We start from the raw sequence: 16,129 nt of genomic DNA on the forward strand, positions 1-16,129 counted from the left end.
AAGGGAAATTAAGCGATCAGGTCTTTTACTACTCTGCCATGGACATCAGTGAGGCGATATCTTCTGCCGAGATGTTTGTAGATGAGTTTTTCATGGTCAATTCCCATCAGATGCATCACCGTGGCTTGGAAGTCATGCACGTGTACCGGATTTTCGGTGATGTTGTATCCAAAGTCATCTGTCTCTCCATAGACCATTCCTGATTTCACTCCTCCACCAGCCATAAAAATGGAAAAAGCCCTTGGATGATGATCTCGGCCATAATTTTCAGGTTGAATCTTACCTTGGCAATAGTTAGTCCTGCCGAATTCACCTCCCCAGATTATCAAAGTTTCGTCCAAAAGTCCTCGCTGTTTTAAGTCGGTAATCAAACCAGCTGTGGCTTGATCTACGTCTTTTGCCTGACCGATCATTTGATTGGGGAGATTGTCATGCGCATCCCATCCCTGATGGTAAAGCTGAACGAATCGAACGCCGTTTTCTGAAAGTTTTCTCGCCAAAAGGCAGTTTGCCGCGTAAGTTCCCGGAACCAAGCAATCCGGTCCATAGAGTTTGATGACACTGTCAGGTTCTTTGGAAGTGTCGGTAATCTCAGGAACGGCGGTTTGCATTCTGTACGCCATTTCATATTGCTGTACCTTAGCAGTAATCTGAGGATCATTGAATTCCTGATAGTTCATTTCATTCAATGCGGCGATCTGATCGATCATTTTCCTGCGTTGAGCTCGGCTCATTCCTTCAGGATCTTTGAGGTAGAGGACAGGATCTTCTGAATTAGAAAATTGAACGCCCTGATGGGTGGCGTCCAGGAAACCATTACTCCAAAGTTTGGAATAAACGCCCTGACCATTGCCTTTACCTCTACTCAGCAAAACACAAAATGCAGGAAGATTGGCATTTTCACTTCCCAATCCATAGCTCAACCAGGAACCCATACTTGGACGGTTACCTACTTGAGCTCCTGTTTGGAAAAAAGTCAAGGCCGGATCGTGATTGATCGCTTCGGTATGCATGGATTTGACGATCAAGAGATCATCTACTACCCTGGAAATGTGTGGGAAAAGCGAGGAAATCCAGGCTCGGCTTTGTCCATATTGGTTGAAACCGAAGTAAGAACCCACAAGCGGAAAAGAACTTTGCCCGGCTGTCATTCCGGTCAAACGTTGTCCCGCACGAATGGACTCAGGAAGTTCCTGTCCAAAGTTTTTGGTCAAAAGCGGTTTGTAATCAAAGGTCTCCAATTGGGAAGGAGCGCCGTTTTGGAACAAATAGATAATGCGCTTCGCCTTTGGAGCAAAGTGCGGCAAGGCACGCATCAAGCCATCTTCCGCCTCTTGTTTTCCTGAAAATAAATCGGGTATCAAAAGCGAACCCAAAGCGACACTTCCGATTCCCAGACTTAGCCTCGAAAGAAACTTCCTTCTGTTGTGATTCAGCCCCTGCTCAAAAATTTCCTTTTCCATCTCAGCTTTTGGTTATAGTTTCTTCCAGGTTATACAGACTCACAATCACCTGCATGAGGGCTGCATTCCTTGGGGTTATTGCTTTTTCATTCATCGGATATTCTCCCACATCCAATGTGCTTATAGCATATTCAGGATTATCCTCAAATTCTTTCAATTGACTTTTGTAATATCCCAAAAGCAGGTCTTTTTCCTTGGATTTCATCTCCCTACAGACAATACGTTTAAAAGCTTCCCGAATGGCAAGTTCATCATCAGGTTGATTTTCAGAAAGCTTAATTGCCAAAACTCGGGAAGCTTCCAATACCATTGGGTCATTCATCATTACTAATGCTTGAAGTGGAGTATTGGTCCGGTTTCGACCTATTTCACATCGATCCCGATTGCTTGAATCGAATATGATTGCCTTGGGAGGTGGGACTGTAAGTTTGATGAAATTATAGATTCCCCTGCGGTAAAGCTTATCTCCCGAATCCTGAATGTAAGTTGCCAAGGTTCCTCTACCGGAGGTGGCAGCTTCCCAAAGTCCGGAAGGCTGGTAAGGTTTTACACTTGGTCCACCGATGGAAGTCTGCAATAGTCCGCTACTCGCCAAAACAAGATCCTGTATATTTTCGGCAGGAAGTCTCATTCTTGGTGCTCGGGCCAAGTATATGTTTTCAGGATCTTTGGTTAAGTGATCTTTTGAAACCACAGCAGACTGACGATAAGTTGCCGAAGTCATGATCTGTTTGAGCAGACGCTTGATATCCCAGCCATTTTCCATAAAGTCTGCAGCCAACCAATTAAGCAATTCAGGATGAGTGGGTAAATCTCCCTGCATCCCGAAATCTCCTGCAGATTTGACGATTCCTTTTCCGAAGATTTCCTGCCAAATCAGATTGACAAAAACTCGAGAGGTAAGTGGATTATTACGGTTTGTAGCCCATTTAGCTAAACCGAGGCGGTTTTGCTCTATGTCATTTGGGAATTCCAAGATTGATGAAGGAGTAGAGACTTCGACTGGAATAGTGGGAGCATCATAAACTCCGCGGTCCAGAATGTAGGTAGTTCGTTTTTCATCATTTTCGCCCATCACTGAAACCATGAGTTTGGTGGTATCAGGATGGTTTATGAAACTCATTATTCCATCGAGATCATCTCGTTCGATCCAGAGAATCGGATTTTTTGCAGGTTTGGTTCTGCTGATGTCTCCTTCAAATCCCTTTTCCTTTGAGTTGTTGAAAAAAGCAAAAAGCTCAAAGTATTCTTTCTGGGAAAACGGATCGTATTTGTGATCATGGCATTGGGCACATTCCATGGTGATACCCAAAATCCCTTTGCTGAAGGTGTTCGTTTTGTCCAAAACATATTCAATGCGGTATTCTTCTTCGATGATTCCGCCTTCTTCGGTGTACTTGTGATTTCTGTTGAAAGCAGTAGCCAAAATCTGCTCCTTGGTAGCATTGGGAAGTAAATCGCCTGCAAGCTGCCATGTCAGGAATTGATCATAGGACAGATTATTATTGAATGCATGAATCACCCAATCCCGATAGGGCCATTGAGATCGGACTTCATCATCTTGGTAGCCGTAGCTGTCTGCATAGCGCGAAATGTCCAACCAAAGTATCGCTAGCTTTTCGCCAAAGGCTGGCTGCGCCAAAAGTTCATCCAAGAGCTTTTCGTAAGTATTCTCACCTGAAAAACCTGAGTATTTATCCAAAATCGACGGTGAAGGAGGGAGGCCTGTCAAATCCAAACTTGCCCGCTTGATTAACTCATGAGGCTTGGCTTCAGGATTCGGCTTCAGCTTTTTGGAGCGCATTTTCCGATAGGTGAATGCGTCGATTTCATTGGTTCCCCAATCGACCTTTGGAACTATAGGTTTTTCTATTTTCAAAAAAGCCCAATGCGGTTCGTATTTAGCACCTTGCTCTATCCAGCGTTTGATCAGTTCGATTTCCTCAGGGTTCAAGGATAGATTGGATTCAGGTGGAGGCATCATTTCACCGGAATCGGTGGAATTGATACGGTGATAAACTTCTGATTTTTGGAGATCACCCGAGACCAGAGCAAATTTCCCCGGACTTTCCTTTAGCCCTGCAAAAGCACCGTCTTCAGTGTCAAGTCTTAAATCTGCTTCACGCTTGTTGGCATCGGGACCATGGCATGCAAAACATTTGTCGGAGAGGATGGGTCGGATGTGGAAATTATAGCTGATTTGATCGGAGTCCGTCAAATCAAGTTCCATCTCTTGATTTTTTCCGCAACTCCATATCCCACATAAAATTAGAAGAAACAGAATTGGAGAAAGAAGTTTTTGGACAGGCATTTGGGCAATTATTTAGGAATTAAAAAGTTACTGAAAAAATTTAAAAAAGGCAGGATAGATTGCTAAAATGAAAATTTCAACGGTTAAGATTAAAAATATCTCAATGATCGAAATCATACATGGATTTAGTTGTGTAGGAAATTCATTTTGAATTCTTGTAGCGTTTGGGGTAGAAATTCTGTTTTAACCCAGAGGATTTTCGATTTGCTTAAAGCCTAAATGGAGTTAATTCAAAATGCCATTTGAAGTGTTTAATTACCGATACTCCAATTTCATCATTCAAAAAAAAATACTTTAGACAGTTTCGGGCTTTCTAAGAAGACAACCAACTATTGCATGAAGTTTTTTCTCACGTTTTTGGCGTGCTTTGTTTTCATTTTCACGGCCGAAGCTCAGGTCAAAACAAATGAAAGTGAGCTTGCACGACAAATGGAAACATATTTCCAGTTATCAGGTCAACGGATATTGATTCTTGACAAAGACATTTCAGGGCTTAATCCCATTTCTAAAAGTGAATTGAAAAACTTGCCGATTATCTTAACCGAAGGATCAGATTATAGCTTTTTCATTTTCCAGCAAAAGTATGTGGTTATCTATCCCAAATACCTTCGGGAAAGCTATATAGCGAAAGATGAAAAGAATGTTGGTGTTATTGAAAAGTCGGTTTTTGAAGTAAAAGGGAAAATCCGGGACAATGAAATGAAAACATTCATTGCAGGTGCGGTTTTCTCAATTCCTCAACTTGAACTCGCTTTCTTAACCAATGAAAAAGGAGAGTTTTCCGCACAAGTTCCAGAGGGAACTTACATTGGATATTTCAGTTCGATGGGCAAGCAAACCGAGCAAAAAATCATCAAAGTGTATCGGGATCAGGACCTTGATGTCACGCTTTTTGAGACGATCAGTGAATTGGACTTGGTCACGGTGACTGACCGAGCGATCGATGCCAATGTGATGAGTACACTGCCCGGTGCGACCAGAATTCCTATGGAGCAGATGAAACTCCTCCCACCACTTCTTGGGGAAGTAGATGTGGTGAAGAGTATGCTCTTGCTGCCTGGCGTATCTACCGTGGGAGAGGGTGCTTCCGGCTTTAATGTCAGAGGTGGTGGAGTGGATCAAAATCTGATTTTGATGGATGGAGCACCCGTCTTTAATCCCTCGCACATGTTTGGGTTCTTTAGCATCTTCAATCAGGATGCGGTCAATGATGCTACACTTTACAAAGGAGATATTCCTGCCCAGTTTGGAGGAAGGCTGAGCTCAGTTTTGGATATCAACACCAAAGCAGGAGACACGCAAGACTGGTATCTAAATGGAGGTGTGGGATTTTTGTCCAGTAGATTAGGCGCAAATGGTCCGATAAGCGATAAAACCCAGCTGATGGCAACAATTCGTGCGGCATATCCAACTTGGATTCTGCAACGCGTACCCAATCCAAGTATTAACGAAAGTGCTACCAATTTTCTAGACGGAAATCTCAGAATTGATCACAGGATTAATGACCGAAATAGTCTGATCATCAGTGGATATTCGAGTTCGGATTATTTCAAATTTGGTACCGATACAGCTTACACTTGGCAGACCAATCTCGCCAGTTTAAAGTGGAAGTCGTATTGGGGAGAAAACCTAGGAAGTGAAACGAATCTGACTTACTCCGGATATCGGTATTCAGTAATCGGCGAAGCTGATCCACTCAATTTTCAGTTGCAGTCATCCATTGATTTTCTTGGTTTCCAGCAGCAGTTTGAGTGGTCCGGAGATAGATTAAGGGGATTACAGTTCGGCTTTCAGGCCAATTCCTATCAAATGGGAATGGGGGATTTAAAATCCAATTCAAATGAATCCTTTGTTGAACCCGTTTCCATACAAGATGAACGTGGGATAGAAAGTGCAGCCTATTTCCAATTGCCTTGGAAAATCAGTGACAAACTTCAAGGGCAAATTGGGATGCGCTATTCTCACTTTTTCGCCCTTGGAGAAAAGGATGTTTACCAATATCAGCCTGGAGCATCGAGGCAAACCGGTACCATTCAGGATACCATTTCTTACAGCCCTGGAGAATTGATCAAGTCCTACGGGGGATTTGAGCCGAGAATAACAGTGAGGTATGCCATAACAGATGATTTTTCGGTCAAAGCTTCAGTCAACAGAAGTATACAATACCTTCATTTGTTGACTAATAATTTTGCCTCGGCTCCTGTTGATCTTTGGAAACTCAGTGATTCCTACATCGAGCCTCAAAAAGCTTGGCAATATGCGCTGGGGCTATACAAAAATATCAATCAGAATAAGATTGAAACTTCTCTCGAAGTGTACTACAAGAATATGCCCAGCATCGTTGAATACTTGGACGGCGCTCAATTGTTTTTGAATCCAGCTTTGGAAACAGATTTGGTGATGGGTTCAGGATATGCATATGGTTCGGAATTTCTAATCAGGAAAAATTCCGGCAAACTCAATGGTTGGATTTCTTACACGTTCAGCAAAACACTCAGAAAAGTAGAATCAGAATTTGGACAAGAAGTAAATCAGGGCGAATACTTTCCTGCTAATTGGGATCAGCCGCATGATTTATCCATGGTTGCCGCTTGGCAGCCAGTTAGACGCATTTCATTCAATGCAACATTCAACTATCGGACTGGCCGACCAATTACGCTTCCAAGCGGAATTTATGATATTGGAGGCAATATTGTCATCGACTATCAGGAACGAAATCAGGCTCGAATTCCTGACTATCATCGATTGGACCTTGGGATGACTTACTATTTCTACCAGAAGAAAAATAGCAATTACAAAAGCTCTGTCAGCCTGTCTTTCTACAATGTGTATGCAAGAAGGAATGCGTTCTCCTGGTTCTTCCAGCCGACACCTGAACTCGGAATTCCCAAATCCTATCGCTTAGCTGTGATAGGTACTGTAATCCCTTCTGTGACTTATAATTTTTCGATCCGATGAGGAAGTTTATTCAAAATTTGTTCGCATTTGCGTTGATTCTCGGGACATTTTCCTGTGTGGATGAGATCAATCTTTCTCTTGAGCAATCAAATCAGGCAGTGGTAATTGATGCTTGGATAGGGAATAATTCTTTAGAGACCTATGTGAAGATTTACCGGACGGCCCCTTATGTGTCGGGAGTTCTCAATCCTTCCTACTTGTCAGTTCCTGTCAGGTCAGTTCTATTGGAGGAGAGAGAAGGGGGGAATATACCATTTAGACAAGTGGGAGGAAATATATTTCGGCCCCAGACTAGTTTCACCCCAATTCCCGGTAGGAGCTATAGATTGCTTATTGAGACGCTGGAGGGAGAAGTGTTTGAAAGCACTTGGGAAAGCATGCCCCCACTTGTAGAAATCGAAGATATTAATGCGCAGGCTTTTCAAAAGCAGGTGATGACTACTGTCGGTCAGACCCAATTTTTTCAAGTCAAAACCTTTGCTGATGTTCAGGCTGAAATTTCCGACCCCGGTCTTGGAGAATTAGGTTACCTGATAGAATCCTCAGGGATCACCGAGCTTTACACTGACGCAAACGTGGATAACTGTGCTTGCACCTGCTATGAAAGGGTTCCGAATATTTTTGCAGGAATTAATTTGACTTCTAATCAACCTTTTCAGGGGAGGAGTTTTGGCCTGTCATTGGGTGAAATACCACTCAGTTCTTTGGGTAGATTCTTTGTAAGCACAAAGATTAAAGTAGTGAATAAGTCAAGCTATGATTACCTCAAACAGGTGGATCAGCAACAGCGAAATTCAGGAAGTATTTTTGATCCGGCGCCTTTTCGAATCAAGGGAAATATAAAAAAACGAGGAGCTGAAAATCAGCAGGTTTTGGGAGGATTTTTTCTTTTTCAGGAAAGCACATTCGAGAAGCTCCTTTATCGTGTTCAAATCCGAAGTGAGTCATTGAGCCTCAACCATACCATAGACGCTCTTCCATTTGTCAATGGCATTTGCACCGAATTTTATATTAATGCATCTCCGATTGTTCCTCCAGCATTTAGACCATGAAGCGCACCTTAATCTTTCTTTTTATTCTGAGTGCCTTTTTCCAAAGCGTTTCCTTTGGTCAGAAGCAGAGGGCTGCAGATTTAGAATTGGAAAACTTTGTATTAATCACTGACCAGGATTTTTACTTGACGGGTGACCGTGTTTGGTTTGCAGCCAAGCTTTTGAAAAATCATGAAAGCTTCCGCTACAGCAAACTTGCCTACATCGCTGTTTTGGATGGAGCAGGAAATCCAATCCATCAGGAAAAAATGCTTTTGACTGGCCAAGACATGGTATATGGCGATTTTTTTATTCCCGAAAATTCTAAGACGGGTGTATTCTCAATAGTCGTATATACCATGTGGATGGCCAATTTTGACGATTTTCCAATTGCTAAAAAGGAATTTCTGGTGGCGAATCCCAATGCGCCAAAAGCTCAGGGAGAACCGGCCTTGTTCTGGGAGCAAATTCCGTTTGAAAATGCACCAATCAGTATTTTCCATACTTCGGATCAGAAGGAGGTTGTGGAGATTCAGGATAAGGATGGGAAAACCATTGAAATTCTGGAGGCAGTTTTTCCGTTGAAAAAAACACTTTCAAGGGTTAAACCCGAGGAAGGATATAAAATCGTCTTCAGGAATTCCACTTTTGAGATTGAACCACAAAAATGGCATTGGGAACCTTCCGGTTTTACCTTGAACTCTGTCGCTAATTCTGGGGCTGAAAAGCTTAAAATCATCACGCACTCGAATTGGATGGTGATTGAAGATATTGCTTTAAACCAAGCAAAATCTCAACTCAACAAAGCATTTTATCAGAACCTGAGTTCCTTTGATATTTCGATTGTTAACGAATCAAATCAGCTAGTCTGGAGCTATCAGGTTCAACTTCCTACCAAGACCTCTGGTCAGATGGTTGTAAATTCCCGCGGCAAAACAGGAGAGGCAATGACCTTGGATTTGGTGGGTTTTCTGTCTCAATACCAGGATGGAATTGTAATGGCAAAGGAGGAAGGGGAAACCTCGATTTCTGACTTTGTCGACATTTTGAATCATCCCAATTGGAAGAATCTAACCTCAGAATTTAATAATCCAAATTTGGTAACCTCGCTGAGCCGTGCTGTAGAAAATCCATTGATGCTGAAAGACTACAGTCCCATGTTCGATTACAAGATTTGGTCTACGGATATCTCTAGTCGATTCAAAAGCTCTGTAAACCCAACTGGATTTTCTTTTTCAATTTCGGATCAACTCTTAGATCCTTTTATCAATAGAAAGATCTATAGGGAGCATTTTGAGATTGCTGAAGAAGTAGTGGCGCTACAGTCTCCTTTTCAGGCGGACAAGGTTTATTACATCCAAGATTATTTCGAGTTCCCAAATTTGGAAGTATTCATGAAAGAGATTGTTCCACAGGTTCGGTTCAGAAAATCTAAAACACAGGATGTCAAAGAGATTTTTGTAGCAAACACCGACAATCAAAACGTAAAATTCAACAAGAAGCCTTTGATTCTAGTAGACTTTTACCGACCGATTTCTCTGGAGGAATTTTGGAAGCTTGACATGGTTTCTGTAGATCGGATAGAGCTCTATTATCATCGTTCCACTCTAGAGAAGACTAACCTTGGAGAAGCATCGGGTGATGGTTTGATTGTGGTGTACACCAAAAACAATGAATATTTTCTGAAAAACAATCTTGGAAAGGATCGATATTTTTTAGCGGATGTCAGTGTGCCCCGCCGACCGGATTATTCCGGGAAGAGCACCCAAAAGATCAGTGCCAATGCACTGCAATTTTTGGATTCAGGTTTGACCTTTTATCGTGGAAGGAGCAAATCAGGCAATCTCAAATTCGATACGGCCGGTAGCTGGTTGGTAGAAGCTTGGGTTTTTGGAAACTCCGGTTTTGAAAGAATTCAGAAGCGGGTAGTAATTGATCCTTAACATTGAAATTCTAGGGGTTTAGAAAATCTTTAAATCAAGTATCAACCTTTGAAATTCGCATTATTTGCAAAATAAAAGTGTAGGATAATCGATTTTTGCCAATTATTCTGATTGATTTTTTAAGATTTGATTTCGAGTCGGGGTAAATTGAGAAAAAAAGCCGCCATGAAAAATAAAAGATTTACTCTATTTGGACTTTTAATCTTATCGCTTTTTCTATGTTCTTGTAAGGCTTATAGAAATGTTGAAAACCTAAAGCCTAGGACTTCTGAAGAGATTAAGGAAGGACCATTTGATAAAAGCGCTTTAAATAAGTTGGTTCCTGGCGATGAAATTATACTGTTCACTATTTCAGGATTTAGGTATAATATGACCTATTCGAATGTAAACGGAGTAAATATTAGAGGGAGTATTCAAAAGGTGAATAAAAGCAAAATCCTGGTTGAGGAAATTAAGGAAATTCCCATTGATGAAATTGAAACTTTGTACGTAAGAAGGGTGAGTGCTGCCGCTACTGCCCCACTTGTAGCCTTGGGAGGGTTGGGAATTTCAATTGCAATTGTTGCAATTAGCTGGTCAAATGGTGGAGGATTTGGTTGGAAAGAGAAAAGCCACCCTTTCGAGTGGCTTTTTGCTAAATACAATTACCGAAAATCAATATCTGACTTTAGAGAAATCAAAGGTTTCCAAAAACTTCGTGGTGAAGTTTCCGGCTTTGAACTCCTCATCTTCCAGTAAGGCAATGTGAAAAGGAATGGTAGTTTTGATGCCATCAATTACGAATTCCTCTAGGGCTCGCTTCATTCTCACGATCACTTCTTCTCTGGATTGACCGCTCACGATAAGCTTGGCAATCATTGAATCATAATTCGGTGGGATCACATACCCAGCATACACATGGGAGTCAATCCTGACTCCACGTCCTCCAGGGATGTGAAGATTCTGGATTTTTCCCGGACTAGGTCTGAAGTTGTGGGCTACGTCCTCCGCATTGATTCGGCACTCCATTGCGAAGAGTTTTGGGTAGTAGTTTCTGCCTGAGATCGTTTCACCGGCGGCAACTTTGATTTGTTCCTTGATCAGGTCAAAGTCAGTGACTTCTTCAGTAATTGGATGCTCCACCTGAATTCTGGTGTTCATCTCCATGAAGTAGAAGTTGCGGTCCTTGTCTACCAAGAATTCGATGGTACCCGCTCCTTCGTAGCCAATTGCCTCCGCTCCTTTGATAGCGGCTTTGCCCATTGCTTCACGAAGTTCATCTGTGATGAATGGGGAAGGGGTTTCCTCTACCAATTTCTGATGTCTCCGCTGAATAGAACAATCTCGCTCAGAGAGGTGACATGCTTTACCTGTTTTGTCACCGATGACCTGGATCTCAATGTGACGAGGCTCCTCAACGTATTTTTCGAGATAAAGCCCATCATTTCCAAAAGATGCACTGGATTCCATTTTGGCATCATCCCAGGCTTTTTTGAAGTCTTTGTCTTCTCGGACGATACGCATACCCTTTCCTCCACCACCTGCAGTGGCTTTGAGGATAATCGGGTAACCCATCTTGTTGGCCAGTTTCATGCCTTGCTCGATGGTGTCAATTAGACCTTCTGAACCGGGGATAGTAGGTACCCCAGCCGCTTTCATGGTCGCTTTGGCAGTAGCTTTATCCCCCATTTTAGCAATCATATCCGGAGAAGCTCCAATGAATTTGATGCCGTATTCTTCACAAATTCTTGAGAATTCAGCATTCTCAGAGAGAAAGCCATATCCCGGGTGAATGGCATCAGCATTGGTGATTTCTGCCGCTGCGATGATTCTTGGAATATTTAGGTAGGATTCACGGCTAGGTGCCGGCCCAATACATACAGCTTCATCGGCAAAGCGAACGTGAAGACTGTCTTTATCTGCGGTGGAGTAAACTGCTACCGTTTTGATTCCCATCTCTTTGCAGGTGCGGATGATTCGGAGCGCAATTTCACCACGGTTGGCGATTAGTATTTTTTTAAACACGGTCTATATTGGTTTAGTGAAAAAATCAACCGGCCGGATCTACTAAGAACAATGGCTGATCGTATTCAACAGGAGTAGCGTTGGAAACGAGGATTTTGACGATTTTGCCAGAAATCTCGGATTCAATTTCATTGAAAAGCTTCATAGCTTCAATGATACAAACTGTCTGACCGGCCTTAATAGTAGCCCCTTCAGTGGCAAACGGAGCAGAGTCTGGGTTGGGAGTAAGGTAAAAGGTCCCAATCATAGGTGATTTGATTTCGACTAAATTAGAAGGCGCTGGAGCAGGAGCCGGAGTTGGGGCAGCTGCAGGTGCTGAAGCTGCTACTGGTGCAGGAGCTGCAATTGGCGCAGGTGCCGGAGCAGGTGCATGTACAATCTGAGCAGATTCTGCATACTTCTTGATGGAAAGTTCAAATTCCTCAGTTTTGATTTTGACCTCTGCAAGGCCGGAATTGGAAATGTAGTCGATCAATTCCTGAATCTCTTTAGCTTTCATAGGGTTTTAGTTAGATAAAATGTCGAGTGACATTTTTTATGGGTTTAAAAACAATAAAGCCCTGTAATTTAAATAAATCACAAGGCCAAATACAAGTTATTTTACTCTCTCGGAATAGGATCCGTCTCTGGTATCCACTCGAATCATGATATCCTGCTCTACAAAGAGAGGCACCATCACTGTTGCACCTGTCTCCAAAGTGGCTGGTTTCTGTGCATTGGTAGCAGTGTCACCTTTGATTCCGGGTTCGGTATAGGTAATCATTAATTCCACGAAAGGGGGTAGTTCTACCGAAAGCGGGGTTTCCGTTTCATCATGAATCAGGATGTCAACATACTGACCGTCTTTTAGGAGTTTTGGCCTTTCGATTAAGCGCTCCTCCAAAGATAATTGCTCGAATGTTTCTGTATTCATGAAGTTATACCCCATATCATCGGCATAGAGGAACTGAAATGGTCGCTTTTCTACTCTTGCGGTAGTTACTTTTTCACCCGCGTTGAAGGTTTTTTCTAAGGTCTTACCAGATCTTAGGCTTTTTAATTTTGTTCGGACGAAAGCTGCTCCTTTTCCTGGTTTAACATGCTGGAATTCGACAATTGAGTAGATGTCGTTATTCATTTCCAGACAAAGGCCATTCTTAAAATCTGCAGTACTTGCCATAGTTATAAGTATAGAATTTTTAATATTATTTCTTTGGATCGTAGGCCCATTTTACATAAATGGAGCCCCAGGTAAAACCACCGCCAAATGCTGCCAAGATAAGATTATCCCCTTTTTTGAGTTGACTTTCATATTCCCATAGGCAAAGAGGAATGGTTGCCGCTGTGGTATTTCCATAGCGTTCAATATTCATCATGACTTTATCAAACCCGATTCCCATTCGATTTGCTGTAGCATCGATGATTCGTTTGTTGGCTTGATGAGGAACAAGCCAAGCTACATCTTCACCCTTCAATCCGTTTCTTTCCATGACTTCAGCACTTACGTCTGCCATATTGGTTACTGCGAATTTGAAAACAGAAGCTCCTTCTTGGTAGGCAAAGTGCTCTCTAGCGGCGAGGGTTTCCGGTGTAGCCGGTCTGCGGCTTCCGCCGGCTTTCATATGAAGATAGGGTTCACCGGATCCATCAGATTTGAGTATCGCATCCATGATCCCGGTTTCTTCGGTGGTAGCCTCAAGCAATACTGCTCCAGCCCCATCACCGAATAGAATACATGTAGTCCGGTCTTCGTAGTCAACGATTGCAGACATTTTATCTGCCCCTACGACTATTACTTTTTTGTGAGTTCCTGATTGTATAAACTGAGCGCCTACTTGCAGAGCATATAAAAAACCCGAACATGCTGCGGCCACATCGAAGCTGTAGCTTTTTTTAGCCCCAACTTTATCGGCTATAATATTTGCTGTTGCTGGAAATGGTAGATCTGGAGTTACAGTGGCACAAATGATCAGTTCGATTTCCATCGGGTCAGTGTTGGTTTTTTCCAATAGACCTCTGACAGCCTCAACAGCCATTACGGACGTCCCTTGATTTTCGCCTTTAAGGATTCTTCGTTCCTTAATACCAGTACGAGATGTAATCCACTCATCGTTGGTTTCTACGAGCTTTTCAAGTTCTGTATTTGTTAAACGATATTCAGGAACATAACCTTGGATTCCGGTGATTTTGGCTCTGATTCTATCCATTCTTATAGGTTTGAAAGAGGTATTTACGTTAATAAATACCTCAAGCTGGGTTGAAGTTTTTTCAGAAAATTACTGAGAAAAGCCAAAAATAGCATAATGACCTCTGTCCACCAAAACCAATCCTACTTCTCCCGTCCAAATTACTGCAAGTCAGGTGTTTTCAGTTTTTAGACATAAAAAAATCCATCCCTTTTGAGGAATGGATTTCAAATATCTTTCAAAAGTAACTTATGCTTTTACTTCTTTTTCGATGATTACTTGACCTTTGTAATACAATTTACCTTCAAGCCAGAAAGCTCTGTGAGGTAGGTGCATTTCGCCAGTTGTAGGGCATTTCGCCATTCCAGGAGCTTCCAATTTATAATGAGTTCTTCTTTTATCTCTTCTGGTTTTCGAAATTTTTCGTTTAGGATGTGCCATTTTATGCGTGGTTTATGATTATTCTTTGTTTTTAAGTTTCTTTAATTGTTCCCATCGTGGATCGACAGGCTTGCTTTCTTCTTTTGATTCTGGATTTTCATCTTCCGATTCCAATTCGTCATCGATGTAAACATATCCTCCTTCTACTTCCAATTCTTCATCATCCAGTTCATTTCTGTGATCCGGATGAATCTTTTTAAGTGGCAGTGCGAGCAAAATAAATTCATAGATCAATTGAGCCACATTGATTACCGGAGTATCTCTGGTGATCATGAAGACTTCTTCATCTATTTCTTTTACCTCAGATCCATATTTATAGATCATCTTTTCGGGAAAATCTAGCGGATGGTCAAATACTTCCAGGCTGCGATCACAAGTCAATTGAACACTCCCATGAATGTGGAAATTGACTTCAATCATATTTGCTCCCTTGTCCAAAATGGCCCTTACGGCCAAATTGCCTTTTTCGACGATTTCATTGTCTTCGAAATTTTGGAAGAACGCGTCTCCAATCTCGAAGTCAATTTCGTGCCTTCCCTCCTTGAACTTAATTACTTCAATATCAAAGGTTTTCCAGAATTTCACGATTTGTCCTCCCGATTTAAGACCGCAAATGTAGGTAATATTTTAAAATAGCTGAAACAGAACTTGAAATTATATTTGGCAAGGCACTGTTTTTCTAAATATAATTAGGCTAAGCCTCAACTTCCTCACTTTCATGCAGCTGAATGATATCTGCTGCTAAGTGCAACGCAGCTCGCATAGAACCTTCGTCCGCGATATTTTTTCCGGCAATATTATATGCTGTGCCATGGTCTGGGGAAGTTCTAACGACTGGCAAACCAGCCGTAAAATTCACCCCAGAACTGAATGCAATAGACTTAAATGGAATCAATCCCTGATCATGGTACATGGCTAAAACTCCATCAAACTTCTGCTGATGCATCATTCCGAAAAATCCATCAGCAGGGTAGGGTCCAAAAACGTATTTGTTTTGGTCCTTCAGTTCTTTGATTGCCGGTTTGATGATTTTTTCTTCTTCTTCGCCAAGAAGCCCATCTTCTCCTGCATGTGGGTTCAGTCCCAGAATGGCGATTTTCGGTTTTATTATACCAAAATCATCCTCCAAGCTTTTTAGAAAAATATTAGCTTTTTTCTGAATTCGGTCTTTTGTGATTGTTTCTGAAACTTTGGCCAAAGGCAAATGACCTGTGACCATGGCCACCCGAAGCGAATCGTCTACCATCATCATTAGACTTTCTTTTGCCCCGACAGCTTCGGTGATGAACTCGGTGTGACCTATGAAATGGAAGTTTTCAGAGTTAAGGTTATTCTTATTTAATGGTGCCGTGACCAATGCTTGGATTTTCCCATCTTTCAGGTCATCTACAGCAGCTTTGAGTGCTTCCAAAGCCATTTTAGCAGCCTCTGCCGTTTCCACCCCAGGAATCACTTCGGGAGCTTCCTCCATCACGTTGATCACATTGATTTTTCGGTGTTGAATTTCATCCAAAGAACGGATTTGAGAAAAATTGAAATCCTCCAAACTCATCAGCTTTCGATAAAATGTGATCACCTTGCCATGGCCGTAAATTAAAGGAGTAAAAGACTTATACACCCGACTGTCAGCCAATGCTTTCAGGGTCACTTCCACTCCGATTCCATTGATATCTCCGATGCTGATTCCTATGATGGGTTTTTGTTTTCTGGCGTTCATATTCTGGTCTGCTGTATAAGTAGGATAGGACAAATTTCCCGAACCTTTAGGAATATTCCCTTATTTTTAGGCCCGCAAGTTATAAAAAATAATCTC

Annotated in this window: 13 protein-coding genes; 4 read left to right on the plus strand and 9 right to left on the minus strand. The window is 42.1% G+C overall.

Annotated elements, in window-relative coordinates; translation table 11 throughout:
• Window positions 1–8 precede the first annotated feature (8 nt).
• Window positions 9–1,463, minus strand: a complete 1,455-nt coding sequence (locus ACK4HU_RS10305) for a DUF1501 domain-containing protein (RefSeq protein WP_409806456.1) — start codon at window positions 1,461–1,463, stop codon at window positions 9–11.
• Window position 1,464: 1 nt separating this feature from the next.
• Entirely contained in the window at window positions 1,465–3,774 is a 2,310-nt protein-coding gene (locus ACK4HU_RS10310) for a PSD1 and planctomycete cytochrome C domain-containing protein (protein WP_409806459.1), read from the minus strand.
• A gap of 336 nt (window positions 3,775–4,110) precedes the next feature.
• On the opposite strand from ACK4HU_RS10310, the gene ACK4HU_RS10315 reads away from it, so the two are divergent.
• From ACK4HU_RS10315 to ACK4HU_RS10330, 4 genes are all read left to right on the plus strand, one after another.
• A complete protein-coding gene (locus ACK4HU_RS10315) occupies window positions 4,111–6,732 on the plus strand; it encodes a TonB-dependent receptor domain-containing protein (RefSeq protein WP_409806462.1) in 2,622 nt (873 codons plus the stop codon).
• A complete protein-coding gene (locus ACK4HU_RS10320; protein WP_409806465.1) occupies window positions 6,729–7,784 on the plus strand; it encodes a DUF4249 domain-containing protein in 1,056 nt (351 codons plus the stop codon). The genes ACK4HU_RS10315 and ACK4HU_RS10320 overlap by 4 nt, the downstream gene beginning before the upstream one ends.
• Window positions 7,781–9,706 carry a hypothetical protein gene (locus ACK4HU_RS10325; protein ID WP_409806468.1) on the plus strand — a complete coding sequence of 642 codons (1,926 nt, stop codon included), beginning with the start codon at window positions 7,781–7,783 and terminating at the stop codon, window positions 9,704–9,706. The genes ACK4HU_RS10320 and ACK4HU_RS10325 overlap by 4 nt, the downstream gene beginning before the upstream one ends.
• A gap of 165 nt (window positions 9,707–9,871) precedes the next feature.
• Window positions 9,872–10,444, plus strand: a complete 573-nt coding sequence (locus tag ACK4HU_RS10330) for a hypothetical protein (RefSeq protein ID WP_409806471.1) — start codon at window positions 9,872–9,874, stop codon at window positions 10,442–10,444.
• On the opposite strand, the gene accC is transcribed toward ACK4HU_RS10330, so the two are convergent.
• The 7 genes from accC to pdxA all read right to left on the minus strand — a co-directional run bounded on the left by accC (window position 10,361) and on the right by pdxA (window position 16,033).
• Window positions 10,361–11,710: an acetyl-CoA carboxylase biotin carboxylase subunit gene (accC, locus tag ACK4HU_RS10335; protein ID WP_409806474.1), complete on the minus strand. Its 1,350-nt coding sequence runs from the start codon at window positions 11,708–11,710 to the stop codon at window positions 10,361–10,363. The genes ACK4HU_RS10330 and accC overlap by 84 nt on opposite strands.
• A 25-nt stretch (window positions 11,711–11,735) precedes the next feature.
• The gene (gene accB / locus ACK4HU_RS10340; protein ID WP_409806477.1) at window positions 11,736–12,209 is read right to left on the minus strand and encodes an acetyl-CoA carboxylase biotin carboxyl carrier protein; all 474 of its coding nucleotides are present in this window, start codon (window positions 12,207–12,209) and stop codon (window positions 11,736–11,738) included.
• Window positions 12,210–12,305: 96 nt separating this feature from the next.
• Window positions 12,306–12,869: an elongation factor P gene (efp, locus tag ACK4HU_RS10345; protein ID WP_409806480.1), complete on the minus strand. Its 564-nt coding sequence runs from the start codon at window positions 12,867–12,869 to the stop codon at window positions 12,306–12,308.
• A gap of 25 nt (window positions 12,870–12,894) precedes the next feature.
• Window positions 12,895–13,896 (minus strand): beta-ketoacyl-ACP synthase III, encoded by a 1,002-nt coding sequence (locus ACK4HU_RS10350; protein ID WP_409806483.1) that lies wholly within the window; start codon window positions 13,894–13,896, stop codon window positions 12,895–12,897.
• A 228-nt stretch (window positions 13,897–14,124) separates the two neighbouring features.
• Window positions 14,125–14,316, minus strand: a complete 192-nt coding sequence (gene rpmF, locus ACK4HU_RS10355) for a 50S ribosomal protein L32 (protein WP_409806486.1) — start codon at window positions 14,314–14,316, stop codon at window positions 14,125–14,127.
• Between the two features lie 18 nt (window positions 14,317–14,334).
• The gene (locus ACK4HU_RS10360; RefSeq protein ID WP_409806488.1) at window positions 14,335–14,901 is read right to left on the minus strand and encodes a YceD family protein; all 567 of its coding nucleotides are present in this window, start codon (window positions 14,899–14,901) and stop codon (window positions 14,335–14,337) included.
• Window positions 14,902–15,010: 109 nt separating this feature from the next.
• A complete protein-coding gene (pdxA, locus tag ACK4HU_RS10365; RefSeq protein ID WP_409806491.1) occupies window positions 15,011–16,033 on the minus strand; it encodes a 4-hydroxythreonine-4-phosphate dehydrogenase PdxA in 1,023 nt (340 codons plus the stop codon).
• Between the last annotated feature and the right edge of the window lie 96 nt (window positions 16,034–16,129).

Source organism: Algoriphagus sp. (genome assembly GCF_046296635.1).
Classification (GTDB): Bacteria; Bacteroidota; Bacteroidia; order Cytophagales; family Cyclobacteriaceae; genus Algoriphagus.

What these genes read in the sequence shown, in the direction of transcription:
- ACK4HU_RS10325 (WP_409806468.1), top strand. Translation starts at nt 7,781, where the DNA reads ATGAAGCGCACCTTAATCTTTCTTTTTATTCTGAGTGCCTTTTTCCAA.
- ACK4HU_RS10330 (WP_409806471.1), top strand. Translation starts at nt 9,872, where the DNA reads ATGAAAAATAAAAGATTTACTCTATTTGGACTTTTAATCTTATCGCTT.
- rpmF (WP_409806486.1), bottom strand. Translation starts at nt 14,316, where the DNA reads ATGGCACATCCTAAACGAAAAATTTCGAAAACCAGAAGAGATAAAAGA.
- efp (WP_409806480.1), bottom strand. Translation starts at nt 12,869, where the DNA reads ATGGCAAGTACTGCAGATTTTAAGAATGGCCTTTGTCTGGAAATGAAT.
- ACK4HU_RS10305 (WP_409806456.1), bottom strand. Translation starts at nt 1,463, where the DNA reads ATGGAAAAGGAAATTTTTGAGCAGGGGCTGAATCACAACAGAAGGAAG.
- ACK4HU_RS10320 (WP_409806465.1), top strand. Translation starts at nt 6,729, where the DNA reads ATGAGGAAGTTTATTCAAAATTTGTTCGCATTTGCGTTGATTCTCGGG.
- ACK4HU_RS10315 (WP_409806462.1), top strand. Translation starts at nt 4,111, where the DNA reads ATGAAGTTTTTTCTCACGTTTTTGGCGTGCTTTGTTTTCATTTTCACG.
- accB (WP_409806477.1), bottom strand. Translation starts at nt 12,209, where the DNA reads ATGAAAGCTAAAGAGATTCAGGAATTGATCGACTACATTTCCAATTCC.
- ACK4HU_RS10310 (WP_409806459.1), bottom strand. Translation starts at nt 3,774, where the DNA reads ATGCCTGTCCAAAAACTTCTTTCTCCAATTCTGTTTCTTCTAATTTTA.
- ACK4HU_RS10350 (WP_409806483.1), bottom strand. Translation starts at nt 13,896, where the DNA reads ATGGATAGAATCAGAGCCAAAATCACCGGAATCCAAGGTTATGTTCCT.
- pdxA (WP_409806491.1), bottom strand. Translation starts at nt 16,033, where the DNA reads ATGAACGCCAGAAAACAAAAACCCATCATAGGAATCAGCATCGGAGAT.